This is a genomic window from Streptomyces sp. RLA131 (assembly GCF_056270125.1).
The window spans coordinates 2,259,916-2,285,209 of sequence record NZ_JBWDOQ010000002.1; the positions used below are offsets into that span (position 1 = coordinate 2,259,916).

At 72.9% G+C, this 25,294-nt stretch carries 26 protein-coding genes; 18 read left to right on the forward strand and 8 right to left on the reverse strand.

What is annotated here, in order from left to right; genetic code table 11:
• Window positions 1–94: 94 nt before the first annotated feature.
• Window positions 95–1,357 (reverse strand): hypothetical protein, encoded by a 1,263-nt coding sequence (locus RWE79_RS11260; protein ID WP_475939906.1) that lies wholly within the window; start codon window positions 1,355–1,357, stop codon window positions 95–97.
• Between the two features lie 102 nt (window positions 1,358–1,459).
• Window positions 1,460–1,663 (reverse strand): hypothetical protein, encoded by a 204-nt coding sequence (locus RWE79_RS11265; protein ID WP_475939907.1) that lies wholly within the window; start codon window positions 1,661–1,663, stop codon window positions 1,460–1,462.
• A gap of 141 nt (window positions 1,664–1,804) precedes the next feature.
• On the opposite strand from RWE79_RS11265, the gene RWE79_RS11270 reads away from it, so the two are divergent.
• Entirely contained in the window at window positions 1,805–2,779 is a 975-nt protein-coding gene (locus RWE79_RS11270) for a carbohydrate kinase family protein (RefSeq protein ID WP_475939908.1), read from the forward strand.
• Window positions 2,780–2,915: 136 nt separating this feature from the next.
• Here RWE79_RS11270 and pspAA read toward each other — a convergent pair whose 3' ends face one another.
• Both pspAA and RWE79_RS11280 read right to left on the reverse strand, forming a co-directional pair.
• Complete coding sequence (gene pspAA / locus RWE79_RS11275; protein ID WP_475939909.1) at window positions 2,916–3,194, reverse strand: PspA-associated protein PspAA; 279 nt, start codon at window positions 3,192–3,194, stop codon at window positions 2,916–2,918.
• A 9-nt stretch (window positions 3,195–3,203) separates the two neighbouring features.
• The gene (locus tag RWE79_RS11280; RefSeq protein ID WP_475939910.1) at window positions 3,204–3,974 is read right to left on the reverse strand and encodes a PspA/IM30 family protein; all 771 of its coding nucleotides are present in this window, start codon (window positions 3,972–3,974) and stop codon (window positions 3,204–3,206) included.
• A gap of 200 nt (window positions 3,975–4,174) precedes the next feature.
• On the opposite strand from RWE79_RS11280, the gene RWE79_RS11285 reads away from it, so the two are divergent.
• Window positions 4,175–4,777: a DUF3043 domain-containing protein gene (locus tag RWE79_RS11285; RefSeq protein ID WP_475939911.1), complete on the forward strand. Its 603-nt coding sequence runs from the start codon at window positions 4,175–4,177 to the stop codon at window positions 4,775–4,777.
• Entirely contained in the window at window positions 4,774–5,511 is a 738-nt protein-coding gene (locus RWE79_RS11290; protein WP_475945748.1) for a class I SAM-dependent methyltransferase, read from the forward strand. Before RWE79_RS11285 ends, RWE79_RS11290 begins: the two co-directional genes overlap by 4 nt.
• Window positions 5,512–5,602: 91 nt before the next feature.
• Here the strand turns inward: RWE79_RS11290 and RWE79_RS11295 are convergent, their stop codons facing one another.
• On the reverse strand, window positions 5,603–5,815 hold the full coding sequence (locus RWE79_RS11295) for a hypothetical protein (protein WP_475939912.1): 213 nt from the start codon (window positions 5,813–5,815) through the stop codon (window positions 5,603–5,605).
• 70 nt (window positions 5,816–5,885) lie between these two features.
• Here RWE79_RS11295 and RWE79_RS11300 point away from each other — a divergent pair, with 70 nt between their 5' ends.
• Together RWE79_RS11300 and cobT are read left to right on the forward strand one after the other, a co-directional pair.
• Window positions 5,886–7,100 (forward strand): bifunctional adenosylcobinamide kinase/adenosylcobinamide-phosphate guanylyltransferase, encoded by a 1,215-nt coding sequence (locus RWE79_RS11300; RefSeq protein WP_475939913.1) that lies wholly within the window; start codon window positions 5,886–5,888, stop codon window positions 7,098–7,100.
• Window positions 7,101–7,132: 32 nt separating this feature from the next.
• Window positions 7,133–8,266 carry a nicotinate-nucleotide--dimethylbenzimidazole phosphoribosyltransferase gene (cobT, locus tag RWE79_RS11305; protein WP_475939914.1) on the forward strand — a complete coding sequence of 378 codons (1,134 nt, stop codon included), beginning with the start codon at window positions 7,133–7,135 and terminating at the stop codon, window positions 8,264–8,266.
• 25 nt (window positions 8,267–8,291) lie between these two features.
• On the opposite strand, the gene RWE79_RS11310 is transcribed toward cobT, so the two are convergent.
• Window positions 8,292–9,035: a hypothetical protein gene (locus tag RWE79_RS11310; RefSeq protein ID WP_475939915.1), complete on the reverse strand. Its 744-nt coding sequence runs from the start codon at window positions 9,033–9,035 to the stop codon at window positions 8,292–8,294.
• Window positions 9,036–9,078: 43 nt separating this feature from the next.
• Between RWE79_RS11310 and RWE79_RS11315 the strand changes: the two genes are divergently transcribed.
• The 8 genes from RWE79_RS11315 (at window position 9,079) to RWE79_RS11350 (ending at window position 18,336) form a co-directional block, all read left to right on the forward strand.
• Complete coding sequence (locus tag RWE79_RS11315; protein ID WP_475939916.1) at window positions 9,079–9,867, forward strand: adenosylcobinamide-GDP ribazoletransferase; 789 nt, start codon at window positions 9,079–9,081, stop codon at window positions 9,865–9,867.
• 209 nt (window positions 9,868–10,076) lie between these two features.
• A complete protein-coding gene (locus tag RWE79_RS11320) occupies window positions 10,077–11,585 on the forward strand; it encodes a leucyl aminopeptidase (RefSeq protein ID WP_475939917.1) in 1,509 nt (502 codons plus the stop codon).
• A gap of 286 nt (window positions 11,586–11,871) precedes the next feature.
• Window positions 11,872–13,260 carry a dihydrolipoyl dehydrogenase gene (lpdA, locus tag RWE79_RS11325; protein ID WP_475939918.1) on the forward strand — a complete coding sequence of 463 codons (1,389 nt, stop codon included), beginning with the start codon at window positions 11,872–11,874 and terminating at the stop codon, window positions 13,258–13,260.
• A gap of 52 nt (window positions 13,261–13,312) precedes the next feature.
• Window positions 13,313–15,112, forward strand: a complete 1,800-nt coding sequence (gene sucB, locus RWE79_RS11330; RefSeq protein WP_475939919.1) for a 2-oxoglutarate dehydrogenase, E2 component, dihydrolipoamide succinyltransferase — start codon at window positions 13,313–13,315, stop codon at window positions 15,110–15,112.
• 245 nt (window positions 15,113–15,357) lie between these two features.
• Window positions 15,358–16,200, forward strand: a complete 843-nt coding sequence (locus RWE79_RS11335) for a hypothetical protein (RefSeq protein WP_475939920.1) — start codon at window positions 15,358–15,360, stop codon at window positions 16,198–16,200.
• Between the two features lie 20 nt (window positions 16,201–16,220).
• Window positions 16,221–16,463 carry a hypothetical protein gene (locus RWE79_RS11340; protein ID WP_475939921.1) on the forward strand — a complete coding sequence of 81 codons (243 nt, stop codon included), beginning with the start codon at window positions 16,221–16,223 and terminating at the stop codon, window positions 16,461–16,463.
• A gap of 268 nt (window positions 16,464–16,731) precedes the next feature.
• Window positions 16,732–17,754, forward strand: a complete 1,023-nt coding sequence (locus RWE79_RS11345) for a helix-turn-helix transcriptional regulator (RefSeq protein WP_475939922.1) — start codon at window positions 16,732–16,734, stop codon at window positions 17,752–17,754.
• Window positions 17,755–17,820: 66 nt separating this feature from the next.
• On the forward strand, window positions 17,821–18,336 hold the full coding sequence (locus RWE79_RS11350) for a DUF4240 domain-containing protein (protein ID WP_475939923.1): 516 nt from the start codon (window positions 17,821–17,823) through the stop codon (window positions 18,334–18,336).
• Between the two features lie 10 nt (window positions 18,337–18,346).
• On the opposite strand, the gene RWE79_RS11355 is transcribed toward RWE79_RS11350, so the two are convergent.
• Window positions 18,347–18,844: an N-acetyltransferase family protein gene (locus RWE79_RS11355; protein WP_475939924.1), complete on the reverse strand. Its 498-nt coding sequence runs from the start codon at window positions 18,842–18,844 to the stop codon at window positions 18,347–18,349.
• Window positions 18,845–18,893: 49 nt separating this feature from the next.
• On the opposite strand from RWE79_RS11355, the gene RWE79_RS11360 reads away from it, so the two are divergent.
• Window positions 18,894–19,790, forward strand: a complete 897-nt coding sequence (locus RWE79_RS11360) for a TIGR01777 family oxidoreductase (RefSeq protein WP_475939925.1) — start codon at window positions 18,894–18,896, stop codon at window positions 19,788–19,790.
• A gap of 89 nt (window positions 19,791–19,879) precedes the next feature.
• Window positions 19,880–21,112: an NAD(P)/FAD-dependent oxidoreductase gene (locus tag RWE79_RS11365; protein ID WP_475939926.1), complete on the forward strand. Its 1,233-nt coding sequence runs from the start codon at window positions 19,880–19,882 to the stop codon at window positions 21,110–21,112.
• Between the two features lie 134 nt (window positions 21,113–21,246).
• Here RWE79_RS11365 and RWE79_RS11370 read toward each other — a convergent pair whose 3' ends face one another.
• Complete coding sequence (locus RWE79_RS11370) at window positions 21,247–22,806, reverse strand: regulator (RefSeq protein ID WP_475939927.1); 1,560 nt, start codon at window positions 22,804–22,806, stop codon at window positions 21,247–21,249.
• Between the two features lie 246 nt (window positions 22,807–23,052).
• Here RWE79_RS11370 and lipB point away from each other — a divergent pair, with 246 nt between their 5' ends.
• From lipB to RWE79_RS11385, 3 genes are all read left to right on the forward strand, one after another.
• Window positions 23,053–23,847, forward strand: a complete 795-nt coding sequence (gene lipB / locus RWE79_RS11375) for a lipoyl(octanoyl) transferase LipB (protein WP_475939928.1) — start codon at window positions 23,053–23,055, stop codon at window positions 23,845–23,847.
• A gap of 85 nt (window positions 23,848–23,932) precedes the next feature.
• Window positions 23,933–24,874 carry a lipoyl synthase gene (gene lipA / locus RWE79_RS11380; RefSeq protein ID WP_475939929.1) on the forward strand — a complete coding sequence of 314 codons (942 nt, stop codon included), beginning with the start codon at window positions 23,933–23,935 and terminating at the stop codon, window positions 24,872–24,874.
• A 192-nt stretch (window positions 24,875–25,066) separates the two neighbouring features.
• On the forward strand, window positions 25,067–25,276 hold the full coding sequence (locus RWE79_RS11385) for an SCO2195 family GlnR-regulated protein (RefSeq protein ID WP_475939930.1): 210 nt from the start codon (window positions 25,067–25,069) through the stop codon (window positions 25,274–25,276).
• The last annotated feature ends 18 nt before the right edge of the window (window positions 25,277–25,294 follow it).

Here is a 25,294-nt window from a genome sequence, read left to right on the forward strand (position 1 = left end):
TCCGAGCGTTCCGTACGAGGGCGGTGGCACCCGATCGGGTGCCACCGCCCTCGTCGTTTCCGCGGCTCACTTCTTACGGCTCACTTCTTACGGCTCACTTCTTCGGCACGGTGCTGCCGTCCGAGCCGTCGACGACCCGGCGGCCGCCCAGCGGCCCGTCCAGCCGTACGGTCCGGGTGAACTCCTTGGCCAGCATGGCGCAGGGCCGCTCCGGCTGCTTGCGCCGATGGACGACGCTCACCTTCACCGCGCCGCCGCCGGCCGCCGTCTCCGTGGCGGACGCGGTGTAGGTGCCACAGACCCCGCCCCAGAAACGCACCGTGAGGCGCTCGCCGCGCGCCGTGTACGACACCAGGTCGACCGGGGTGCCCGATGACGTGCCCGACGGGGAGGCGGACGGGGAGGCCGAGGGCGTGCCCGGGGAGGTACTGATCGCCGGCTGCGCCAGGACCGAGGTGCCCTTCACTCCCGTACGGGTGACCTCGAAGAGCCAGGACGGCACCAGGGCCCGCCGGCCCGCCACGGTCTGCGCCGACAGCCCGAACACGGTGTGGCGCACCTGGAAGGTCCCGGGCCTGGTGGGCACGCAGGGCATCACCGTGGGCAGCAGCGGGTCGTCGCCGGGGGCCCTGGACTCCTTGGGGACGACGGTCGGGCAGCGGCCGATCCCGTGGTCGTAGCCGCTCCCGGCGGCGGCGCGCAGCTGCCTGAGGGCCTGGGCGGAGCCGATCAGGGGATGGACGGCGCCCCTGGTGAAGGCCGACAGCGAGCCGTTGCCCCGGATCGTTGCTCCGTCCGGGTCGATCTTGAGGCTGGTGGACCAGCCGTACGTCCGCAGGCCGGCCACGACCGGGTCGGCGGTGACCGTGCGCAGCCCGCCCGCGGCCTGCGAGGCATCGGTGCTCGCATCGGTCATACCGAGTGCCCTGAGCAGCGGTGCGGCCAGCTCCAGGGCCTTCCGGCCGGAGACGGCGGCCCCCCGGACCGTGTGCGGGGCGGTGCCGTAGCGGGCGTACGACCACGAGCCCGGGGCGGCCTTGAGGACCTGGAGGGTGGGGCCTGTGCCGCCGCCCGCCTTCCACAGGCCCGCGTCGGAGGTGACGGCGCCGGGGACGCCCAGCGCCGTCGCCAGCTTCTCGGCGGCGGCGCGGGAGACGGGTCCGGGCAGCCGCACGGCGGCCGGGGCCGCGGTGTCCGGTGCGGAGGTGCGGCCACGGTCGCCGGAGCCCGGCCGGCCCGCGGAGGCCGTGGCCCAGTACGCCCCGCCGCCACCGGCCAGCAGGACCGTCGCGGCGATGCCCAGGGCGATCAGCGGGGACCGGTGCCGGCGGGGGCGGTCATCTGTGCGCTCGTCCATGCCGGTTGGACGGACGCACGGGCGCTGTGGTTCCAGGAACGGGCGAAAGCCCCCCGGACGAGCCGTGACAAGCCGGGGGCGGCCCGGGGGCGGCCCGGGGGCTCAGGACCCGTACTCGGCCATGCCGTCCACGACGTGTGCGGAGGCGGGCGGCACACTGATGCCCCGCAGCTTCGACGGGGCGACCGCGGCCGCCTTGTCCCTGGCCCCGACCTCCCAGTGCGGAGCCATCTTGTGGCAGTCGCCGATCAGCTGGGCGAGCGACTCGGGTTCCGCCGGCGGTGCGGCGGGGAGAGATGTCGTCATAGTCCTGACCCTAGGCACCTCGGGAGCCGTGAGAAAGCCCTACTATCGGGTAGTTTCGCCGTGTCGGCGCGAACCCCGGCACCCGGTAGCGTGGACAGGTCCGTACCTCACCCGTACCGCCTCCGCAGGAGCATCCCCGTCGTGCGTATCGCTGTCACCGGCTCCATCGCCACCGATCATCTGATGACCTTCCCCGGCCGTTTCGCCGACCAGTTGGTCGCCGACCAGCTGCACACGGTCTCGCTCTCCTTCCTGGTCGACAACCTCGACGTGCGGCGCGGTGGTGTAGGCGCCAACATCTGCTTCGGCATGGGCCAGCTCGGCACCGCCCCGATCCTGATCGGCGCGGCCGGCTCGGACTTCGACGAGTACCGCGCCTGGCTGGACCGGCACGGCGTCAACACCGACCACGTCCGGATCTCCGAGGTGCTGCACACCGCGCGGTTCGTCTGCACCACCGACTCCGACCACAACCAGATCGGCTCCTTCTACACCGGCGCCATGAGCGAGGCCCGGCAGATCGAGCTCAAGGCCGTCGCCGACCGGGTCGGCGGCCTCGACCTGGTCCTGATCGGCGCCGACGACCCCGAGGCGATGCTCCGCCACACCGAGGAGTGCCGTTCGCGCGGCATCCCCTTCGCGGCGGACTTCTCGCAGCAGATCGCCCGGATGAGCGGCGACGACATCCGGATACTGCTGGACGGCGCGGCCTTCCTGTTCTCCAACGAGTACGAGAAGGGCCTCATCGAGTCCAAGACCGGCTGGACGGACGAGGAGATCCTGGGCAAGGTCGGCCACCGGGTCACCACCCTGGGCTCCCGGGGCGTGCGGATCGAGCGGACCGGCGACGAGCCGATCCTCGTCGGCTGCGCCGAGGAGCAGGCCAAGATCGACCCGACCGGCGTCGGCGACGCCTTCCGCGCGGGCTTCCTGTCCGGCCTGGTGTGGGGGGTCGGCACGGAGCGGGCGGCGCAGGTCGGCTGCATGCTCGCCACCCTGGTCATCGAGACCCTGGGCACCCAGGAGTACACGCTGCGCAGGGCGCACTTCATGGACCGCTTCACCAAGGCGTACGGCCACGAGGCCGCCGCCGAGGTCCGCCCGCTGCTGCCCTGAGGGCCCGCGCTGCCCGAGGGGCCGGCTGCCCCGAGGAGCCGGGCACCCGAGGACGCGCGCCGGACAGTGCCGCGCCCCGGACCGCTGGAGCGGTGCCGGGGCGCGGTGAGGCGTGGGCGGGGCGGTCCTGGACCGGTCAGCCCGGGATCAGACCGTCGTCCTTGAGCATCTCCCGGACCTCCTCAAGGGTGGCGTCGGGATTGGGCAGGATCAGTTCGGACGGCTCCAGGGAGTCGTCGGGCAGCGGCTCACCGAAGGATCGGACCGCGTCGAGCAGGGCGTGCAGGGTGCTGCGGAAGCCCGCCTCGTCACCCTTGTCCATCTCGGCGAGCAGTTCGTCGTCGAGCCTGTTCAGCTCGGTGAGGTGGCTCTCCTCCACCGTCACCTGCCCCTCCCCCATGATCCGTACGATCATGACGCCCTCCTACTTCTCGAACCGGGGCTGGTCCTTGGGCTCCTGCTGACCGCTCTCGATCGCCTGCTGCGGCGAACCGCCGGAGAGCTCGGCCTTCATGCGCTGCAGCTCCAGTTCCACATCGCTGCCGCCGGAGATGCGGTCCAGTTCGGCCTGGAGGTCGTCCTTGGCGATCCCGGTCGGGTCGTCCAGGGCGCCGGAGGCCAGCAGCTCGTCCAGGGCACCGGCCCGGGCGCGCAACTGCTCGGTCTTGTCCTCGGCACGCTGGATGGCCATGCCGACGTCGCCCATCTCCTCGGAGATACCGGAGAAGGCCTCGCCGATCTGGGTCTGCGCCTTGGCCGCGCTGTAGGTGGCCTTGATGGTCTCCTTCTTCGTACGGAAGGCGTCGACCTTGGCCTGCAGCCGCTGCGCGGCGAGAGTGAGCTTCTCCTCCTCGCCCTGCAACGTCTGGTGCTGCGTCTCCAGGTCGGTCACCTGCTGCTGCAGGGCCGCCTTGCGCGACAACGCCTCGCGCGCCAGGTCCTCACGCCCCAGGGCGAGCGCCTTGCGGCCCTGGTCCTCGTACTTCGCCGACTGCTGCTGCAGCTGGTTCAGCTGCAGTTCCAGACGCTTGCGCGACGTGGCCACGTCCGCGACGCCCCGGCGCACCTTCTGCAGCAGTTCCAGCTGCTTCTGGTACGAGTAGTCCAGGGTCTCGCGCGGATCCTCGGCCCGGTCCAGGGCCTTGTTGGCCTTCGCGCGGAAGATCATCCCCATCCGCTTCATGACACCGCTCATGGGCCTCGCGCGCCCCCTTCATACGGATTCAGCTCACCGGCACACCTCTACAGACCCCACAGTACGGGGCCTGGTTCCATTACCCCACTGTTCGGGTCCGGATGCGCTCATCCTGCAGGACGATCACAGTTCGGTGACCTAGGGCCCAGGGATGAGTCCGAGGCTGGGGGTCGGCTCGGGGAGCACGTAACCTTGGGGTTGTGTTCCGACGTCGATCGCAAGATGAGCAGGCAGCCAAGGCCTCGACCACCACGGTGATCGAGGATGCGCAGCCCCGTGACCCGCAGGCTCCCAAGGGTCGTCCCACGCCCAAGCGCAACGATGCGCAGACCCGCCGCCGCACCTCGGTCTCCGTGCCGGCCGACCGCAAGGCCGCGGCCAAGCAGGCCCGCGACGCCCGCCGGGTCGAGATGGCCAAGCAGCGCGAGGCGCTGGCCGGCGGGGACGAGCGCTACCTGCCGCTGCGCGACCGCGGCCCGGTCCGCAGGTTCGTCCGGGACTACGTCGACGCCCGGGTGCGGGTCGCCGAGTTCTTCCTGCCGCTGGCCGTGGTCATCCTTCTGATGACCATCGTGCAGAGCGCCGCCGTCAAGAACCTCGGTCTGCTGCTGTGGCTGCTGGTCATCGTGCTGATCGTGGTCGACTCGATCGTCACGTACATCCTGCTCGGGCGGCAGCTGCGCAAGCGGTTCCCGCAGGAGAGCAGGCTGCGCAGCCACATCGCGTACGGCCTGATGCGCACCCTGCAGATGCGGCGGCTGCGGCTGCCGAAGCCGCGGGTCAAGCGCGGCGCGAAGCTCTGAGCGAGCAGGAGGGCCCCGGGTTTCGGAACACCGTCCGCCACGAGCTGGTCGCCCGGCAGCTCGACGAGCAGATCATCGCCAGATTCCCCGTCGGCCGGCGGCTGCGGGTGCTCGACGTCGGCCCCGGCCGGGGCGCGCGGACACTGCGGCTGGCCCGCGCCGGGCACCTGGTGACCGGCCTGGAGTCCGACCCGGCCCTGCTGGCCGCCCTGCGCGACGCGCTCGCCGCCGAACCCGAGGGCATACGCGGCCGGGTCACGCTGATAGAGGGTGACGGCGGCGAGGCCGGCCGTCACTTCGGGCCCGGCAGCTTCGATGTCGCCATGTGCCACAAGGCGCTGCCGTACGTCCCCGAGGACGATGTGACGCTGGCCGCGCTGGCCCGGGTAGTGGCCCCCGAGGGCCTGCTGTCCCTGGTGGTGCCCAACGGCGACGCGCTCGCCATGCGACCCGCGCTCCTCGGCGACTGGGCCGGCGCACTGGCCGCCCTCGGCCCCGGCCCCGCCCGCCCCGACCAGCGGGAGGCCCTGGCCGCCACGCTGCGCAGCATCGGGCTGCCGCTCGGCGGCTGGTACGGCGTCCGGGTCTTCACCGACGGCGCCGACGACGCCGCGACCCTGCCGCAGGACCCCCGGGAACGGGAACGGCTCCTCGCCGCCGAGGAACTGGCCGGCCGTACGGACCCCTACCGGTCGGTGGCAGCCCTGCTCCACCTGATCGCGGCCCGCGCCTGACCCGCGGACGGGCCCGCCCGCGGGAGCGGCGCCGAGGCCGGGCCGCCCCCGGGGCGGGGTGGGGGTATCGGGGCTTGCGGCTGGTCGGCGGCTATGCCTCTTCGGCCGCGCGCAGGCTCATGGGGCCGTAGATCTTCGTTTCGTCCTCGAAGAGAACGACCTGGTCGGCGCCGCCCTGGAGGAGGTCCTTCCAGATCTCGCCGATCCAGGACTCGGCGTCCCCCTGCGTGGTGAACTCCTCCGGCTCCACCGCGGGCTGAACCTCGGTGCCGTCGGCCTTCTCGAACCGCCACGTCCACGCCATGTCCGTACTCCTCGTCCCTGGGGGTGCCTGCCCGGCAGCGTAGCGTGCACGGACGAGAGAAGATCGTGACGTGGAACTCACTCTCCTCGGCACCGGAGGCCCGCAGGGCCTGCCGGTTCCCGGCTGTCCCTGCGCGGTCTGTGCCTGCGCCACCGGCGACCAGGCCCGCGCCGCCACCTCCCTGCTGGTGGACGGTGTGCTGCTGCTCGACCTCACCCCCGGGCTGGCCTTCGCGGCCGCGCGGGCCGGGCGCTCGCTGGTCGGCCTGCGCCAGGTGCTGCTGTCCCACCCGCACGACGGGCCCGCGGTGGAGATCCCCGCCGGTCTCCCGGCGCCCGCGCGGGTGCTGGCGGGGCAGGAGGTGTCGCTGCTGTCCGGCCACCGGATCAGGGCGGTCGCCGTCGACGCTCCGGGCTCGGGGTACGAGGTCGAGGGGCCAGGGGGTGAGCGGCTGCTGTACCTGCCGCCGGGGTGCGCGCCCGCGGGGCTGGCCGAGGGCTCGGCCTCGTACACGTACGAGATGGTGCTGCTGGACGTGGTGGGCCGGCCGGACGCGCTGGCCCGGCTGCGCGCGGCCGGCGCGGTCGGCCGCACGACGGATGTGCTCGCCGTCCACCTGGACCACGACGGGCCCGTGGGCGCGGCCGAACTGCGGCGGCGGCTGGCCGCGTTGGGCGCGCGGGCCGTGCCGGACGGGACGGCGCTCGTCGTCGGCGAGTACTCCGACGTGCCCGACATCCCGCGCCGCACGCTGGTCCTGGGCGGCGCCCGGTCCGGGAAGTCCGTCGAGGCCGAGCGGCGGCTCGGCGCCCTCCCGGAGGTGCTGTACGTCGCGACCGGCGGCAGGCGGGAGAACGACCCGGAGTGGGCCCAGCGGGTCGCGCTGCACCGCGAGCGCCGTCCCGGCGCCTGGCAGACCGTCGAGACCTGCGACCTGGTGCCGCTGCTCGCCGGCGACCCGGAGGGGCCCGCGCTGCTCATCGACTGCCTCGCGCTGTGGCTCACCGACGCGATGGACGCCGTCGGCGCCTGGGACGACGCCGCGTGGTCCAACGGAGGCCGCCGTGAACTGCACGCCCGTGTCGACGAGTTGGCCGCCGCGTGGCGCGGCACCGGCCGTACGGTGGTCGCCGTCAGCAACGAGGTCGGCTCGGGCATCGTGCCCGCCACCGCCGGCGGCCGCCGGTTCCGCGACGAGCTCGGCCGCCTCAACGCCGCCGTCGCCGACCGGTCCGAACACGTCCTGCTCGTCGTCGCCGGTCAGGCCCTGCCGCTGCGGGGCTGAGCCGGAGGGCCGGTCACGGTAGTGTTCGGGCGGTGAGCGGTCTGAATCTTGATGACTTCGGCTCCCGCGTGGAGCGTCCAGACGCCGGGATCCGGCGCGATGCGCACGACCGCTGGGAGCGGGTGCTGCGCCCGGCCGGGGCACTGGGGAACCTCGCGGAGCTCGCCGACTGGCTGTCGGCGGCGCAGGGCCAGGTGCCGGCGCGGGCGATCGAGCGGCCCAAGCTCGTGCTGTTCGCCGCGGATCACGGGGTCGCGGCGCTCGACGTGTCGACGCGCCCCGCCGGAAGCGCGGCCGTGCTGGTGCGCGCCGTCCTGGCGGGCGGCTCACCGGCCAATGTGCTGGCCCGCGCTTACGGCGCGGGTATCCGGGTGGTGGACGTGGGCCTGGAGGCCGACGTCGAGGGCGTGACGGGACACCGGGTCCGCCGGGGGTCGGGCCGGCTCGACATCGAGGACGCGCTCACCGCCGAGGAGACCGAGCAGGCGTTCCGTACCGGCGCGGCCATCGCCGACGAGGAGGCCGACTCGGGCACCGACCTGGTGCTGCTGGGTGATCTGAGCGTGGGCGGCACGACGCCCGCCGGGGTGCTGATCGCCGCGCTGTGCGGCACGGACGCCTCCGTGGTGACGGGCCGGGGCTCGGGGATCGACGACATCGCGTGGATGCGCAAGTGCGCGGCGATCCGGGACGGGCTGCGGCGCGCCCGCCCCGTACTGGGCGACCAGCTGGAGCTGCTCGCGGCGGTCGGCGGCGCCGATCTCGCCGCGCTGACCGGCTTTCTGCTCCAGGCCGCGGTGCGCAAGCTCCCGGTGGTCCTGGACGGTGTGGTGACGGCGGCGGCGGCCCTGGTGGCGCAGCGGGTGGCCTTCCGGGCGCCGGACTGGTGGCTGGCCGGGCAGGCGAGCGGGGAGCCGGGGCAGGCCAAGGCGCTGGACCGGCTGTCGATCGAACCGCTGCTGGAGCAGGGCGTGACCGCGGGCGGGGGTACGGGGGCGCTGCTGGCGCTGCCGCTGCTGCGGGGCGCGGCCGCCCTCGCGGCGGAACTCCCGGAACTCCCGGAGCCGGCAGGGCCGGCAGAGCCGGCCGAGGTGCCGGAGCTGACTGACCCGGCGGACCCGGCGGAACTGCCCGAGACAACCGGGCCGACCGGGCCGACCGAGTAGGCGGAACGTTTCTGGCGGCGCCGGGTCAGCGGTCCGGGTCGGGTGTGCCGCCCAGCAGGTTCTGGAGCCGCCGCCTGGGCCCGTCCCAGCGCGCGTCGTGCCGGACGGCGCGGTCGGCGGCCCGGCGCTGGGCGCGGGGGCGGCGGCCGTACAGCTTCTCGGCCCAGTACGAGCCGGGGCGGGCCAGCCGGGCGGCCCCGAACATCGCGACGAGCGGGACGAGGACGCCGACGACGGCGAGCCGGCCCTTGCCCTTGACCAGGGCGATGAGCGCGAAGAAGAAGTTGGCGAGCACGGTCGAGACGACGGCGACCCGGTCCTGCTGCTCGTCGCTGCTGACGGAGTCCACGCCGAACGGCAGGAAGCCGCAGAGCAGCAGCCCGACCAGGGCGGCGGTCAGGACGACCACCTCCACGCTCTTGCGGCCCCGCTCGCTCCAGTAGACGTCGTCGAGGTAGAACAGCAGCGCGAACTCGTCGAGGACCAGACCCGCGCCCATCCCGAACACCACCGCGCAGCACGCCGCGACCCAGCCCTGCCGGGCGCTGGCCACCGCCCCGAAGCCGCCGATGACGGTGAGCACCACCCCGGGGACGACATGGTGGATGTGCAGCCCGCCGGGCGTGACGTTGCGGAAGGGCCCCTTTCCGGCCCGGATCAGCCGGGTGATGGTCCTGGTGACCACGAAGGTGATCAGGAAGGACGCGAGGGCGAGAAGCAGCGGCAGTTTGCCCGGCTCGGCGATGTTCCGGTACCACCAGTTACCCATATCCGTAAATCTACTGATACACGGCCTGGATACGCTGCACGCCATGACTTCGGCTTCTGTTGACGACGGACTGCGCTTCGCCTTCGGCACCCTGACGGTGCTGCGGGTCCGCGTCACCCGGTGGGACCGCGACGCCGCCCGCGCCGGGATGCTGTGCGCCCCGCTGGCCGGCCTGGCGGTGGGACTGGCCGCGGCCCTCGCCGGCGGGGCGCTGCTGCTGCTCGGGGCCGACGCGCTGCCGGCCGCCGTGGCCACCGCGGCGGTCCCGGCCGCCCTCACCCGGGGGCTGCACCTGGACGGGCTGGCGGACACGGCGGACGGGCTGGGCAGCGGCAAGCCGGCGGAGGACGCACTGCGGATCATGAAGCAGTCCGACATCGGGCCGTTCGGGGTGCTGACGGTCGTTTTCGTGATCCTGGGTCAGGTCGCGGTGCTGGCCTCGCTGTACGGGCAGTCCCACGGCTGGGTCCGGGGCGCGCTGGCCCTGGCCGTCGCCTCGGCCGTCGGGCGGACCGCGATGACGCTGGCCTGCCGCGACGGTGTGCCCCCGGCGCGGCCGGAGGGGCTGGGCGCGGCGGTGGCCGGGACCGTCCCGGTACGGACGGCCCGGGCGGCCGCGGTGCTGGTCGTGCTGTTCGCCGCCGGGTGCGGGGCGGCGCTGGGCCCCTGGGAGGCGGTACGGCTGGCGGTGGCGGCGGTGGCCGGGCTGGGCGCGGCGGAGCTGCTGCTGCGGCGGTGCCGGGGGCGGTTCGGGGGTGTGACGGGGGATGTGTTCGGGGCGCTCTGCGAGACGGCGGTGATCACCGTACTGGTGGTGGCCGGTCTCGGTTAGATGTGCGAACAGCGGGCGTACCCGGGGGAAAACCCTCGCATCACAGGCCGCGGCCGCCGTTACGCGCGGAGCGGCGGCTACCCAGCGTAAGGTCGGTTCCGCACCCTCGCCCGGGCGGAGGGGCGTGGGCCGGGCCCGGTCCGGCCCGCCGGACGTTGTCCGGTGTGGCGCGTCGACATCAGCACACGAGGAACAGGACCTTCATCACCGTGACTGCACTGACTCTCAGCACTTCCTCCGCCGCAGCGCTGCGCGCGGATGCCGTCGTCATCGGCGTGGCCAAGGGGGCGAAGGGTCCCGAGGTCGCCGCGGGCGCGGAGGCGGTGGACAAGGCGTACGACGGCAGGCTGGCCGCGATCCTGGAGACCCTGGGCGCCTCGGGCGGTGAGGGCGAGGTGACGAAGCTGCCCTCGCCGGCCGGCGTGAAGGCACCGGTCGTGGTGGCCGTGGGCCTGGGCGAGCCGCCGGCCGAGGGCACCGGATACGCGGCGGAGACGCTGCGCAAGGCGGCCGGAGCCGCGGCCCGCGCGCTGACCGGCGCGAAGAAGGCCGTGTTCGCGCTGCCGACCGCCGACGCGGACGCCGCCGGGGCCATCGCCCAGGGCGCGCTGCTGGGCGCGTACGCCTACACCGTGTACCAGCAGACGAGCAACGGCAGGACGCCGCTCGCGGAGATCGCGCTGGCCGGCGCGAAGCCGCGCGACCGCGCGTTCAAGGCCGCCGCCGACCGGGCGATCGCGCTGGCCGAGGAGGTCAACCGGGCGCGTGACCTGATCAACATGCCGCCCAACGACCTGCACCCGCGGGAGTTCGCGGCCGTGGTGACGGCCGCGGCCAAGGAGCACGGTCTCAAGATCGAGGTCCTGGACGAGAAGGCGCTCGCCAAGGGCGGCTACGGCGGCATCCTGGGCGTCGGCAAGGGCTCGGCGAACCCGCCGCGGCTGGTGAAGCTGTCGTACACGTCCGGGAAGGCGAAGAAGCACCTGGCCTTCGTCGGCAAGGGCATCACCTACGACTCCGGCGGCATCTCGCTCAAGCCGGCCGGGCACAACGAGACGATGAAGTGCGACATGAGCGGCGCGGCGGCGGTCTTCGCGGCCGTGGTGACGGCGGCCAGGCTCGGTCTGGACGTCAATGTCACCGGCTGGCTGGCGCTGGCGGAGAACATGCCGTCGGGCACCGCGACGCGCCCCGGTGACGTGCTGCGGATGTACAGCGGCAAGACGGTGGAGGTGCTCAACACCGACGCCGAGGGCCGCCTGGTGCTGGCCGACGCGCTGACCCGCGCCTCGGAGGAGAAGCCCGACGCGATCGTGGACGTGGCGACGCTGACCGGCGCGATGGTGCTGGCGCTGGGCAACCACATCTTCGGGATCATGGCCAACGACGACGGCTTCCGTACCGCGATCCACGAGACGGCGGCCGAGGCCGGCGAGCAGTCCTGGCCGATGCCCCTGCCGGTGGAGCTGCGCAAGGCGATGGACTCCCCCACGGCCGACATCTCCAACATGGGCGAGCGGATGGGCGGCGGCCTGGCCGCCGGACTGTTCCTGAAGGAGTTCGTGGGCGAGGGCATCACCTGGGCCCACCTGGACATCGCGGGCCCGGCCTTCAACGAGTCCGGCCCCTTCGGCTACACCCCCAAGGGCGGCACGGGGTCCGCGGTGCGCACCCTGGTCCGGCTCGCGGAGAAGGCCGCCACGGGCGAGGTCCTCTGACCGTCGCGGTCGAGGGCCGCACCGACTGTTTCGTCACACACGTACCGGCCCCGGGCATACAACCCGGGGCCGTCGCGTTCGCCCAGAGCGAGATACCGGCCAGTAGCCGGGAGCTGGGGCGTTCCGTACGTCTCAGACCCCGGCCCGGTGGCCCGCAAGCCTGGAACAAGTGCGAAGATGTTGTCTCGGCACGACAGGGCCCCGTTCTACAAGAAGCGGCCGAACTAAAGCCGCCGCCCGGTCACGGCAGACCGGCTCCGGCGTACCCATGCATGGAGGACGTGACGTGGCGAACGACGCCAGCACCGTTTTCGACCTAGTGATCCTCGGTGGCGGGAGCGGCGGTTACGCCGCCGCGCTGCGCGCGGCTCAGCTCGGTCTGGACGTCGCCCTGATCGAGAAGGACAAGCTCGGCGGCACCTGCCTGCACCGCGGCTGCATCCCCACGAAGGCTCTGCTGCACGCCGGTGAGATCGCGGACCAGGCCCGTGAGGCCGAACAGTTCGGCGTCAAGGCGTCCTTCGAGGGCATCGAGATCGCCGGGGTCCACAAGTACAAGGACGAAGTCATCTCGGGCCTGTACAAGGGCCTGCAGGGCCTGGTGGCCTCCCGCAAGATCACGTATGTGACCGGCGAGGGCCGGCTCTCCTCCCCCACTTCGGTGGATGTCAACGGCCAGCGTTACACGGGCCGTCACATCCTGCTCGCGACCGGCTCCGTGCCGAAGTCGCTCCCCGGTCTGGCCATCGACGGCGACCGGATCATCTCCTCGGACCACGCGCTGGTCCTGGACCGCGTCCCGAAGTCCGCGATCGTGCTGGGCGGCGGCGTCATCGGCGTCGAGTTCGCCTCCGCGTGGAAGTCCTTCGGCACCGATGTCACCGTCGTCGAGGGCCTGCCCCACCTGGTGCCGGTCGAGGACGAGAACAGCTCCAAGCTGCTGGAGCGCGCGTTCCGCAAGCGCGGGATCAAGTTCAACCTGGGCACCTTCTTCTCCAAGGCCGAGTACACGGCCGACGGCGTCAAGGTCACCCTGGCCGACGGCAAGACCTTCGAGGCCGAGCTGCTGCTCGTCGCCGTCGGCCGCGGCCCGGTGTCGGCCGGCCTCGGTTACGAGGAGGCGGGCGTCGCCCTCGACCGTGGCTACGTCCTCGTCGACGAGTACATGCGCACCAACGTGCCCACCATCTCGGCCGTCGGTGACCTGGTCCCGACCCTCCAGCTCGCGCACGTCGGCTTCGCCGAGGGCATCCTGGTAGCGGAGCGACTGGCCGGCCTGAAGGCCGTGCCGATCGACTACGACGGCGTGCCGCGCGTCACGTACTGCCACCCGGAGGTCGCCTCCGTGGGTATCACCGAGGCGAAGGCCAAGGAGCTGTACGGCGCCGACAAGGTCGTCACCCTGAAGTACAACCTCGCCGGCAACGGCAAGAGCAAGATCCTCAAGACCGCGGGCGAGATCAAGCTCGTCCAGGTCCGCGACGGTGCTGTGGTCGGCGTCCACATGGTCGGTGACCGCATGGGCGAGCAGGTCGGAGAGGCCCAGCTGGTCTACAACTGGGAGGCCCTGCCCGCGGAGGTCGCGCAGCTCATCCACGCGCACCCGACGCAGAGCGAGGCCCTCGGCGAGGCCCACCTGGCCCTGGCCGGCAAGCCGCTGCACTCGCACGACTAGTTCACGGACACGCTGACCAACCACGCACAGATCGTTAGGAGCAACCGAAACCATGGCGGTTTCCGTAACCCTGCCGGCGCTCGGCGAGAGCGTGTCCGAGGGCACTGTCACCCGATGGCTGAAAGCCGAAGGTGAACGCGTAGAGGCCGACGAGCCGCTGCTCGAGGTCTCGACGGACAAGGTCGACACCGAGATCCCGGCGCCCGCGTCCGGCATCCTCGCCTCCATCAAGGTGGCCGAGGACGAGACGGTCGAGGTCGGCGCCGAACTGGCCGTCATCGACGACGGCAGCGGCGCCCCCGCTGCCGCCCCCGCCCCAGCTGCCGCCGAGGCCCCCGCGGCCGAGGCTCCCGCAGCCCCGGCCCCCGCGGCCGAGGCTCCGGCGGCTCCCGCCCCCGCGGCCGAGGCTCCGGCGGCTCCCGCCCCGGCCGCCGCCCCCTCCGGTGGTGCCCAGGGCACCCCGGTCGTCCTCCCGGCTCTGGGCGAGTCGGTGACCGAGGGCACCGTGACCCGTTGGCTGAAGGCGGTCGGTGACACCGTCGACGCCGACGAGCCGCTGCTCGAGGTCTCCACGGACAAGGTCGACACCGAGATCCCCTCCCCCGTCGCCGGCACGCTGCTGGAGATCCTGGTGGAGGAGGACGGCACGGCCGAGGTCGGCGCCAAGCTCGCCGTCATCGGTGCCGCCGGTGCCGCGCCCGCCGCCCCCGCGGCGGCCGCTCCGGCCCCGGCTCCCGTCGCCGCCGCCCCGGCTCCGGCTCCGGCCGCCCCCGCGGCGCCGGCTCCCGCCCCGGCTCCGGCTCCCGCTCCGGTGGCCCAGGCCCCGGCGCCCGCTCCGGCCCCGGCCGCCGCTCCGGCTCCGGCTCCGGTCACCCCGGCCGCGGCTCCGGTTGCGGCTCCGGCCGCCGCCACGGGCGGTGACGAGGGTGCGTACGTGACCCCGCTGGTCCGTAAGCTCGCCGCCGAGAACGGTGTCGACCTCGGCACCGTCAAGGGCACCGGCGTCGGTGGCCGGATCCGCAAGCAGGACGTCGTCGCGGCCGCCGAGGCCGCGAAGGCCGCCGCCGCAGCCGCGGCTGCCGCACCGGCACCGGCCGCCGCCAAGGCCGCCGCACCGGCCGCTGTCTCGCCGCTGCGCGGCCAGACGGTGAAGATGTCCCGCATCCGCAAGGTCATCGCGGACAACATGATGAAGGCGCTGCACAGCCAGGCGCAGCTGTCCACCGTGGTCGAGGTGGATGTCACCCGGATCATGAAGCTGCGGGCCCGTGCCAAGGAGTCCTTCCTGGCCACCGAGGGCGTCAAGCTCTCGCCGATGCCGTTCTTCGTGAAGGCCGCCGCCGAGGCGCTGAAGTCGCACCCGTCGATCAACGCCAAGATCAACGAGGACGGCACCGTCACCTACCACGACGTCGAGAACATCGGCATCGCGGTGGACTCGGAGCAGGGCCTGATGGTCCCGGTCATCAAGGGCGCGGGCGACCTCAACATCGCCGGCATCGCCAAGAAGACCGCGGAGCTGGCCGGCAAGGTCCGCAACAAGAAGATCAGCCCCGACGACCTGGGCGGCGGCACGTTCACGATCAGCAACACCGGTTCGCGCGGTGCGCTGTTCGACACCATCATCGTGAACTTCCCGCAGGTCGCCGAGCTCGGCATCGGCGCCACGGTCCGCCGTCCGGTGGTCATCAACCACCCGGACCTCGGCGAGACCATCGCCATCCGCGACATGGTCTACCTGACCCTGTCGTACGACCACCAGCTGGTCGACGGCGCGGACGCGGCCCGTTACCTCTCGGACGTCAAGGCCCGCCTGGAGGCAGGCGAGTTCGAGGGCGACCTCGGACTGTAGACGTCAGCGGTACGCACAGCGGCCGAGGCCCCAGCCCCTTCCCGGGCTGGGGCCTCGGCCGTTTCCGTGCGAACGGGCCCACGTACCGGGTCACGTTCCCGATCGCCTCCCGGATCACAGAAGAATCACGGCACCCGTTGAACACTCCGGCCACACCCGACGTACATAAGAGCGCAAGGCCAAGCACCGCCCGTGAGGGGCCAGACGGGCGCGACCAGTAGCGGATCCATCGTCAAGGAGATCAGATGTCGCGTGCCCTTCCGTCCTTCAACGGACGTCGGGTCCTCATCGCCGGCGTGGCCGGCGGTGTCCTGGTGTCGGGAATCGTGGTAGTGGGCGCCGCCATGGCGGGTCAGACCAAGTCGACCACCGACGTCACCACCAAGGCCGCTGTCGGTACGGTCAACTGCCCCGACGTCAAAAGCCAGTTGCCGGCCATCCCAGCGCAGTCCCAGGCCGAGGTGGACCGTAATCTCACGCTGCTGAACACCCAGATCGCCGAGGCGAACCAGCGGCTGATCACCACCCAGGGGCAGGGCGGCGCGAACTTCGTCAACAACGCCATCCTGGGCCCGCTGAAGGACAAGCGGACCTCCACGATCGACCGGATCGTGATCTCGATCGGCCGCCACGCCGCCAAGCCGACGGGGCTGGACTCGCTCGCGGCCTGCACCCTGAACTCGGCGGGCACGGGCGGCGCGGCGGCTACCGCGACCGCCTCGGCCGCGGCCACCGCGACGGCGGCCGCCACCGCCTCCGCCGCGGCGACCGGAACGACCGCGGCCACCGGTCAGACGATCGTGTGCCCCGACATCGCGTCGGTGGTCACCAACGTCCCGGCGGCGGCGCAGGCCAACGTGGACAAGGACCTGGCGCTGCTGCAGAAGCAGATCCAGGAGTCGAACACGCGCCTGGCGAACAGCGTCGGCCAGGGTGGTGCGAACTTCGTCAACAACGCCATCCTCGGCCCGCTGCAGGGCAAGCGCGAGTCGACCATCGACCGCCTCAAGCTCGACTTCACGCGCACGGGCGCTGCCGCACCGGCCGGCCTCGACGCGTCCCTGGCGGCCTGCAGCCTGTCGTCGTAAACCAGGAGGTGAGAGGGGCCATGCGTGAGACACGTGAGACACACGAGATGCGGCTGGTCGCCACGGAGCCGTCGGGCGCCGAGGAATGGTTCTGCCCGATGTGCCAGCGGCGGATCCTGATGCAGTGGCCACCGCACTACGAGGTCGTGGTGCTGGAGCGCGGCGACGACACCGTCGCGCACGCCGGGGGCGGCCCGGCCCCCGAGGACCTCAGATGGCTGAGGGAGATCGGTATCAACTGGGACGGCGACACGGCGGCCTGAGGCCGCCGCGACCCCGGACCGGGGACCGGGGATCCCCGGTCCGGCCGCCGACTCCCGGGCCACCCGATCACCTGCCCGCCAGGTGGACGTGGCCCGGTCCGCCCGGCCCTTCACCTCACTGTCAACTCGGGCCTCTGCTCGGGCACCTGCTCGGGCACCTGCTTTGCCGTCCGCTTTGCGGTCTGGTCTGCCGTCTGCTTTGCCCGGTCCAGGCCGGTGCGTATCGTTCCCGTACGGAGCGCGGGAACGATACGCATCTGGAGGACCCATGCGCGCGGCACGCCTGATCCATCTGGTGCTGCTCCTGCAGACCCGCGGCTCGATGACCGCGGCCGAACTGGCGGACCGGCTGGAGGTGTCCGAGCGCACCGTGGGGCGGGACGTGCTGGCGCTCTCCGAGGCCGGCGTGCCGGTCTACGCGGAGCGCGGGCGGGCCGGGGGCTACCGGCTCGTCGACGGCTACCGCACCCGTCTGACCGGCCTGGGCCGCGGCGAGGCCGAGGCCCTGTTCCTGTCCGGGGTGCCCGCGGCGCTGCGCGCGATGGGCCTGCACGACGCGCTCTCCAGCGCCCGCCTCAAGGTCTCGGCCGCACTCCAGCCCGAACTGCGCGACGCCCCGGAGTCGGCCGCGCAGCGCTTCCACCTGGACGCGCCGGGGTGGTGGCACGAACCCGAGACCCCCGAACTGCTGCCGCAGGTCGCCGAGGCGGTCTGGGGTGATCTGCGGCTTCGGGTGAGCTACCGGCGCGACGACGGCGTCGTGGAGCGGGAGTTGGAGCCGTACGGACTCGTGCTCAAGGCCGGCGTCTGGTATCTCGTGGCCCGGGTCGGGCCGCCGGAGCAGGGGCACGGGCACACGGACGGGCACGGGCACGGTCAGGGGGAGGACGGCGGACTGCGGGTCTACCGGGTGGACCGGGTGGTCGGTGCCGAGGCGTCAGGGGAACGCTTCGAGCGCGATCCGGAGGTCGACCTTCCGGGTTTCTGGGCCCGGCACGCCGAGGAGTTCGCGCGCTCGCTGCTGCGCGAGGAGATCGTCGTACGGCTGTCGGCGCGGGGCGCGCGCCGGCTTCCGTATGTCACCGACCGCACGGCGGCCCGCGAGGCGCTGGCGGCGGCGGACGGGGCCGACTGGCGGGGGCGGGTGACGGTCACCCTTCCGGTGGAGGGACTGGACGTCGCCCATGACCAGCTTCTGGCACTCGGCGCGGATGTGGAAGTATTGGGCCCAGAATCCCTGCGGGAACGTTTCTTCTCAACCGCGGAAAGACTCGGCGAGCTCTACTCATAACGACACGGGCGCATCTGGGCCGCTCCGCGTGCGGGCGGGCCCGGCAAGCCGGATGCTGGAGCGGTGATGGACGAGACGGAGTTCTGGGAGATCATCGACGCCACGCGGGAGGCCGCGGGCGGTGATCCGGAGGACCATGCCGACCTGCTGGTCGAGCGACTGACACAGCTCGACCCGGACGGGGTCGCCGACTTCGCCCGTCACTTCGAGAACCGTTTCAACCGCGCCTACCGCTGGGACGTGTGGGGGGCCGCCGACATCATGCTCGGCGGGGCCAGCGACGACGCCTTCGACTATTTCCGGTGCTGGCTCATCGCCCAGGGCCGCCATGTCTTCGAGGGCACGCTGCACGACGCGGATGCGCTGGCCTCCCTCATCGAGCGGTTCGACCCCGAGATCGACGGCGACGCGGAGGACCTCGGCTACGCGGCCGACGAGGCCTACGAGGCCCTCACCGGCGTACGCCTGCCCGACCTCGGACTGCCCGAGCCGGCCCCCGAGCCGGAGGGCGGCTACTTCGACTTCGAGGACGCGGCCGGCATGGCCGAGCGCTTCCCCAAGCTGTGGGACCGCTTCAACTGAGGCGCGCCGCTCAGAGCGTACGGCCCATCAGCACGTCGTCCACATAGTCGCCGTCGAGCAGGAACTCCCCCGGCAGTACGCCCTCGACGGCGAAGCCCAGCGACGCGTAGAGCCGCCGCGCCGGCGCGTTGTGCCCCAGCACGCGCAGCGTGATCCGCCGCGCGCCCTGCGCACGGGCGGTGTCCATCGCGGCGGACATCAGCGCCCGCCCCACCCCCCGGCCCCGGGCTCCCCCGGCCACCACCAGGCCCTGGATCTGACGCACATGCGCATTGGAGACCAGCGGCGTGGGCGACGCCACCCGCACATAGCCCACCACCGCCCCGCCGCCGCCCCCGCCGCTGTCCTCCTCGGCGACCAGATACGCCTCCGGCACCCCGAAGAACGGCCCGTCGGCCGCCGGGCGTGTCTGCTGCACGGAGTGGACGGTCGACCAGCAGTCGTGGTCGAGAGCGGCAAGCGCCGCATCGTCAGCCTGCGCAGCGGGCCTGATACTCACATCGGACATGCCATCACCCTGCCAGCGTGGCGCGGGCGTGGCGAGGCAGTATTGGCTCATGCGTCGTATCGCGGTGACCGGCTCGGCCGGACTGATCGGTTCTGCCCTGGTGCGCTCGTTGCGCGGGGACGGCCACGAGGTCGTACGGCTCGTCAGGAGGGAGCCCGCGGCGCCGGACGAGGTCCGGTGGGATCCGGACCGGAAGTATGTCGACGCCTCCGGGCTGGCAGGGTGCTCGGCGGTGGTGCACCTGGCGGGGGCGGGCGTCGGGGACCACCGGTGGACGGCGGCGTACAAGCGGGAGATCCGCGAGAGCCGGGTGCGGGGCACGACGGCGGTCGCGGAGGCGCTGGCCTCGATGGACACACCGCCGGAGGTCATGGTCTGCGCCTCCGGGGTCAACTTCTACGGTGACACCGGTGACCGCGCGGTCGACGAGCGGGACCCGGCGGGCGAGGGCTTCCTCGCGGAGGTCTGCCAGGCCTGGGAGGCGTCGACCGACGCGGCGGAGCGGGCCGGCGTGCGGACGGCGTACGCGCGGACCGGGCTGGTGGTGGCGCGGGACGGCGGGGCGTGGGCGCCGCTGTTCCCGCTGTACCGGGCGGGCCTGGGCGGGCGGCTCGGCAACGGGCGGCAGTACTGGTCGTTCATCGCGCTGCACGACCACGTCGCGGCGCTGCGGCACATCATCGACACCCCGGCACTGTCCGGGCCGGTCAATCTGACCGCCCCCGAGCCGGTCACCAACCGCGAGGTCAACGCCGCGATGGCGCGGGTACTGAGGCGCCCGGCGCTGTTCGCCGTGCCGGGGCCAGTACTGCGGGCGGCGCTCGGCGAGTTCTCCGGGGACGTGCTGGGCAGTTTCCGGGTCCGGCCCGCCCGGCTGCTCGACTCGGGGTTCGTCTTCGCCTTCCCGGAGATCGACCAGGCGATCCGGGCGGCTCTCGGCCGATAACCGCTGCTTCATCCGCCTGGGTTGTGGGCATGACGGTTCCAGCGCGGGGATCCATGCAAGGAACCATGCCGACCTCCGGGAGGGGCATCGTGCTACTGACGGCACGCCCGACGACCAACGTGACGGATGCGACGGACGTTGTGGTGATAGGGGCGGGCCTCTCCGGCCTGTCCGCGGCGCACCATCTGACCAACGCGGGACTGAAGGTCACCGTCGTCGAGGCCGCCCTGCGGGTGGGCGGCCGGATGGCCACCGACACGGTGGACGGATTCCGCCTCGACCGGGGACCGCAGTTGCTCAACACCTCGTACCCGGAGCTGCGCCGCACCCCCGGGTTGCACGGCGTCGCGCTGCGTCCGTTCGCGCCGGGCGCGGTGGTGCGTACCGGCGCCCGGACGGCCACCCGCGCCCTGGACCGGGCCCGGCTGCGGTCGGCGCTGGGCAGGCTGGCCGCCACGCCGGCGGAACGGCTGCTGGCCCGGCCCGAGACGACCGCCGCGGCCGCGCTGTCGGCCGCCTTCGCCCCACGTGCCGTCGACGGTTTCCTGCGGCCGCTGCTGGCCGCGCTGCTGTGCGACGACCGGCTCGGCACGTCCAGCCGCTGCGCGGATCTGGTGCTGCGGGCCTTCGCCCTCGGCCGTACGTGCCTGCCGGCCGGGGGCGCCGCCGCGGTGCCGGACCGGCTCGCGGCCGCGCTGCCGCCGGGCGCGTTACAGCTGGGGGTACGGGCGGTGGCGGTCGCCACGAGCGGCGTGGCGCTGGAGGACGGCGGCTTCCTCGCCGCCCGCGGGGTGGTGGTGGCGACCGGTGCGCGGGCGGCCGGTGAACTGCTGCCCGGACTGCGCGTGCCGGGGTTCCACGGCGTGACCGTCGTCCACCACGCCGCCCCCGGGATGCCGCTGCGCGAGCCCTCGCTGGTGCTGGACGCCGGCCGGCGCGGGCCCGTCTCGCACACCTTCCCGGCCAGCCTCGTCGACCCGTCCCGCGCCCCGGCAGGGCGGACCCTGGTCACCTCCGTGATCCTCGGCCCGCCGGTGCCGGACGGTGTGGTGCGGGCCCATCTGGCCGAGCTCTACGGCACCCCCACCCGGGGGTGGGAGCAGCTCGCCGTGCACCACGACCCGGAGGCGGTGCCCGCGATGCCGGCCCCGCACGACCTCCGGCGGCCGGTGCGGGTCCTGGCGGGGCTCTATGTGTGCGGCGACCACCGGGACACCAGCACCGTCCAGGGCGCCCTGCTCTCCGGCCGGCGGGCGGCGCTGCGGGCCCTGCGGGACTTCGGCGTGCGGCCCGGCCAGGGGGCCGTGCCGGTCGCCGCGTAGCGGGTATCCCGTAGCCCGCATGTTGTATGCGATATGCGGACTACGGGATGCGGGATGCGGGATGCGGGATCCAATATGCGGCATCTCGTATCCCGTATGCCGCATATCGCATGCTGTATACCGCATACCGCGGCTCATCCGGGCGGCGTCACACCCAGTGCCGCCGCCCGGTCGTGGAAGGCCCGTACGGCGGGCAGGTCGCGGTGCGCGTCGAGCCGTCGGCCGAAGTCGCGTACGTACTCCAGCGCGCGCAGCGACCGCATCTCGGCGGCCTGCTGCATGGCCTCGGACCCGAGGGCACAGGCCGCGTCGAGTTCGCCGAGGCCGAGCCGGGCGGTGGCCAGCACGACGCGGCAGAACAGCCGGGAGCGGGCGTAGGCGGCGGGGCGCAGCTGGAGCGACCGTTCCGCGTGCTGGGCGGCGGCGCGGTACTGGTGGAGGTCGCGGTGGCAGTGGCCGAACTCGTCGGCGAGCTGGGCCTCGTCGAAGAAGCGGGCCCACGGGGGCGCCTCGTCGCCGGCGCGGGCGGCTTCGAGGGCACGCTCGGCGCGTACCAGAGCGGCGGTGCAGGCGCGTACCTCGCCGAGGACGCCGTGGCCCCGGGCCTCGGCGGCGTGCAGCAGCGCCTGGACGACGGGCGGGGCCCCTGTGCCGACGCCCTGCTGGGCGACCCGGGCGAGCTGGACGGCCTCGCGGCCGTGCCCCAGGTAGACCGCCTGGCGGCTCATGGTGACCAGGACGTAGCCGCCGTAGGCGCGGTCGCCCGCGGCCTGGGCCAGTCGCAGGGCCTGGACGAAGTAGCGCTGGGCGAGCCCGTGGGCGCCGATGTCGTACGAGGTCCAGCCGGCGAGCCGGGTGAGGTCGGCGACTGCGGCGAACAGCCGTCGGCCCAGGGCTTCGCCGTAGGAGCCGCGCAGCATGGGTTCGGCCTCGTACTCCAGGTACCGGACGAGGGCCTGCCGGGCGTGGCCGCCGCCGTAGGCGTTGTCGAGGGAGCGGAAGAGCTCACCGACGGAGCGCAGGGCGGCGATGTCGCCGAGGGCGAGCCGTTGTCCGCTGCTGCCACTGCTGCCGTTGCCGCCACTGCTGCCGTTGCCGCCGGCGCGGGCGGAGCCGGGAGCGGGGGCCGGCACCAGGGCCGGGGCCGAGGCGGGGACCGGTGGCACCGGGCCGCGGTTCTGCGAGGGCACCCGGGTGAGGGCGGAGAGCGGCGTCGGGGCGTGGTCGGCGCCGAGCACGCCCCGGGCGACACGGTCGTCGGCGCGGCCGATCAGCCAGTCGCGGCTGGGGACGACGAGTCCGGCGGGGGTGAAGGCGATCCGGCGGACGTCGGTCTGGCCGCCGGTGTCCTTGCGCCAGAGGCCGGCGACGATGTCGATGGCCTCCTCGGGGGAGCCGGCGAACTCCAGGCCCGCGTAGACCGGGGCGACGGCGTCGAGGCCGAGGTCCTGGGCGGAGAGGCGGCGGCCCAGCCTGCGGGTGAACACCTCGGCGATGAGCGCGGGCGTGGTGCCGCGCGGCTGCTGGCCGCGGAGCCAGCGGGTGACCGAGGTCTTGTCGTAGCGCAGGTCGAGTCCGTGTTCTATGCCGAGCTGGTCCACGCGGCGGGCGAGCCCTGCGTTGGAGAATCCGGCCTCGGCGATGAGGGCGGCGAGCCGACGGTTGGGCGAACGCTGCGTGGATCGGTCGGTCATCGGCGGTGCGGTCCCCTGCCTTCCGGGCTACTCCAGAACGGCGCGAATGTAACGTTCCGTGGCCACCCGCTCACTACCTGAGCCGCGCATTCCCCGGAACGGGTGAATTCGGCGGCCTGTTACGACCGAAGTCCTTACGTCCATCCGGGTCGGGTGCTACGCGGGCGGCCAGCTACAGGACGTCCCTGCGGCGGACGTACAGTTGCATGGCACAGGAGTCCACCCACAGGACAGAGGAGAGCCGCCGTGAGTGACCTGCACTTCGTCCACCTGGGCTTCGGCGGGGACGCCGTCGAGTACCAGGAGGCATGGCAGGAGCAGCGGAGGGTGCACGCCGCCCGTTTCGCGGACGAGATCCCCGACACCTGCCTGCTGCTGGAGCACCCGCCGGTCTACACGGCCGGGCGGCGTACGCAGGACAACGAACGTCCGCTGGACGGCACCCCCGTGGTGGATGTCGACCGCGGCGGCAAGATCACCTGGCACGGCCCCGGCCAGCTGGTGGGTTACCCGATCCTGAAGCTGCCGCGCCCGGTGGACGTGGTCGCCCACGTTCGCCGGCTGGAGGACGCCCTGATCGCCGCCTGCGCGGAGTTCGGGGTGGAGACCTCGCGGGTCGAGGGCCGCAGCGGTGTGTGGGTGCTGGGCGACCCGGCGACCGACGACGCGGCTGGCCGTCCGGCGATCCCCGGGCTGACCCTGGACTTCGACCCCAGGCTGCACGACGAGGAGTTCGACCCGCGGCTGGCCGGCCCCGAGTACGCCCCGTCCAACGCCGGTCAGCGCCGCGAGGACCGCAAGCTCGCCGCGATCGGCATCCGGGTCGCCAAGGGCGTGACGATGCACGGCTTCTCGCTGAACTGCAACCCGGACAACACCTGGTACGACCGGATCGTGCCCTGCGGCATCCGCGACGCGGGCGTGGCCTCGCTCAGCAACGAGCTGGGGCGCGAGGTGACGGTCGGCGAGGTGGTGCCGGTGGTCGAGAAGCACCTGCGGGCCGTCCTGGAGACGGCGGAGCCGCTCCCCCGGGCCGTCTAGGCCCGTCTCACGGTAGGAATGCACGGGCGTACGCTGATGTTGGCCATGGAAAACATGGAAGAGAAGCCGCAAGAGGGAGTCGGACGTGTCCGCTGTCGCACCTGAAGGCCGCAAGATGCTGCGTCTGGAGGTCCGCAACAGCCAGACCCCCATCGAGCGCAAGCCCGAGTGGATCAAGACCCGGGCGAAGATGGGCCCCGAGTACACGAAGATGCAGGCGCTGGTGAAGGGCGAAGGCCTGCACACCGTGTGCCAGGAGGCCGGCTGCCCCAACATCTTCGAGTGCTGGGAGGACCGCGAGGCGACCTTCCTCATCGGCGGCGACCAGTGCACGCGGCGCTGCGACTTCTGCCAGATCGACACCGGCAAGCCCGCCGACCTCGACCGCGACGAGCCCCGCCGGGTCGCCGAGTCCGTGGTCACCATGGACCTGAACTACGCCACCATCACCGGCGTCGCCCGTGACGACCTGGAGGACGGCGGCTCCTGGCTCTACGCGGAGACCGTACGGCAGATCCACGCCATGACAGCGGGTCGCACGGACGGCCGTACCAAGGTCGAGCTGCTCATCCCCGACTTCAACGCGGTACCGGAGCAGCTCGCCGAGGTCTTCGGCGCCCGCCCCGAGGTGCTGGCGCACAACGTGGAGACGGTCCCCCGCATCTTCAAGCGGATCCGTCCGGCCTTCCGTTACGAGCGGTCGCTGGAGGTCATCACCAGGGCGCGCGAGGCGGGCCTGGTGACCAAGTCCAACCTGATCCTGGGCATGGGCGAGGAGCGCGCCGAGATCAGCCAGGCCCTGCAGGACCTGCATGACGCGGGCTGCGAGCTGATCACCATCACCCAGTACCTGCGGCCGACCGTGCGGCACCACCCCGTGGAGCGCTGGGTCAAGCCGCAGGAGTTCGTGGAGCTCCAGGAGGAGGCCGAGGAGATCGGCTTCGCCGGTGTCATGTCCGGGCCCCTGGTGCGCTCCTCGTACCGGGCCGGACGTCTCTTCCAGCAGGCCCTGGCCGCGCGGGGCTGAGTGCGTTCCGTCACGTAGGGGGGCCGGTCCGGGTCCCCGGTGGGCCACTGACGTGGCGGGGCCGGGGACAGGGGGCTCACCGGGGTTTCATCCGAGTTTGACCGATCGGTCACGGGCTGGTAACACAATGTGGTGACGCTGGATTCACGCATTCCCATGCGATTTCGAGCCCGTCCTTTAGGGGGACCCGCCATGCAGGCCGAGGCCGCGCACGTCCACCACAGCTCCACCTTCCCGGCACCCTCCGTGACCGGCGCACTGCGTGTTGTCGAATCGTTCCTGCTGCGCGGTGCGGAGCAGACCGCCCGGCGTAACGCGTGGTCGGCCGTTCTGGAGGACCGTAAGCGGGCCAGGGACCGCCGTGAGGCGGAGTACCACCTGGACTCCCTCGGGGCCCGCTAGTCCCGCGGGGCCGTACGG

Bases quoted from the DNA above. Each gene is read 5' to 3' on its own strand.
- RWE79_RS11260 (WP_475939906.1), bottom strand. From the start codon at position 1,357: ATGGACGAGCGCACAGATGACCGCCCCCGCCGGCACCGGTCCCCGCTG.
- RWE79_RS11265 (WP_475939907.1), bottom strand. From the start codon at position 1,663: ATGACGACATCTCTCCCCGCCGCACCGCCGGCGGAACCCGAGTCGCTC.
- pspAA (WP_475939909.1), bottom strand. From the start codon at position 3,194: ATGATCGTACGGATCATGGGGGAGGGGCAGGTGACGGTGGAGGAGAGC.
- RWE79_RS11280 (WP_475939910.1), bottom strand. From the start codon at position 3,974: ATGAGCGGTGTCATGAAGCGGATGGGGATGATCTTCCGCGCGAAGGCC.
- RWE79_RS11295 (WP_475939912.1), bottom strand. From the start codon at position 5,815: ATGGCGTGGACGTGGCGGTTCGAGAAGGCCGACGGCACCGAGGTTCAG.
- RWE79_RS11310 (WP_475939915.1), bottom strand. From the start codon at position 9,035: ATGGGTAACTGGTGGTACCGGAACATCGCCGAGCCGGGCAAACTGCCG.
- RWE79_RS11315 (WP_475939916.1), top strand. From the start codon at position 9,079: ATGACTTCGGCTTCTGTTGACGACGGACTGCGCTTCGCCTTCGGCACC.
- sucB (WP_475939919.1), top strand. From the start codon at position 13,313: ATGGCGGTTTCCGTAACCCTGCCGGCGCTCGGCGAGAGCGTGTCCGAG.
- RWE79_RS11335 (WP_475939920.1), top strand. From the start codon at position 15,358: ATGTCGCGTGCCCTTCCGTCCTTCAACGGACGTCGGGTCCTCATCGCC.
- RWE79_RS11340 (WP_475939921.1), top strand. From the start codon at position 16,221: ATGCGTGAGACACGTGAGACACACGAGATGCGGCTGGTCGCCACGGAG.
- RWE79_RS11345 (WP_475939922.1), top strand. From the start codon at position 16,732: ATGCGCGCGGCACGCCTGATCCATCTGGTGCTGCTCCTGCAGACCCGC.
- RWE79_RS11350 (WP_475939923.1), top strand. From the start codon at position 17,821: ATGGACGAGACGGAGTTCTGGGAGATCATCGACGCCACGCGGGAGGCC.
- RWE79_RS11355 (WP_475939924.1), bottom strand. From the start codon at position 18,844: ATGTCCGATGTGAGTATCAGGCCCGCTGCGCAGGCTGACGATGCGGCG.
- RWE79_RS11360 (WP_475939925.1), top strand. From the start codon at position 18,894: ATGCGTCGTATCGCGGTGACCGGCTCGGCCGGACTGATCGGTTCTGCC.
- RWE79_RS11370 (WP_475939927.1), bottom strand. From the start codon at position 22,806: ATGACCGACCGATCCACGCAGCGTTCGCCCAACCGTCGGCTCGCCGCC.
- RWE79_RS11385 (WP_475939930.1), top strand. From the start codon at position 25,067: ATGCAGGCCGAGGCCGCGCACGTCCACCACAGCTCCACCTTCCCGGCA.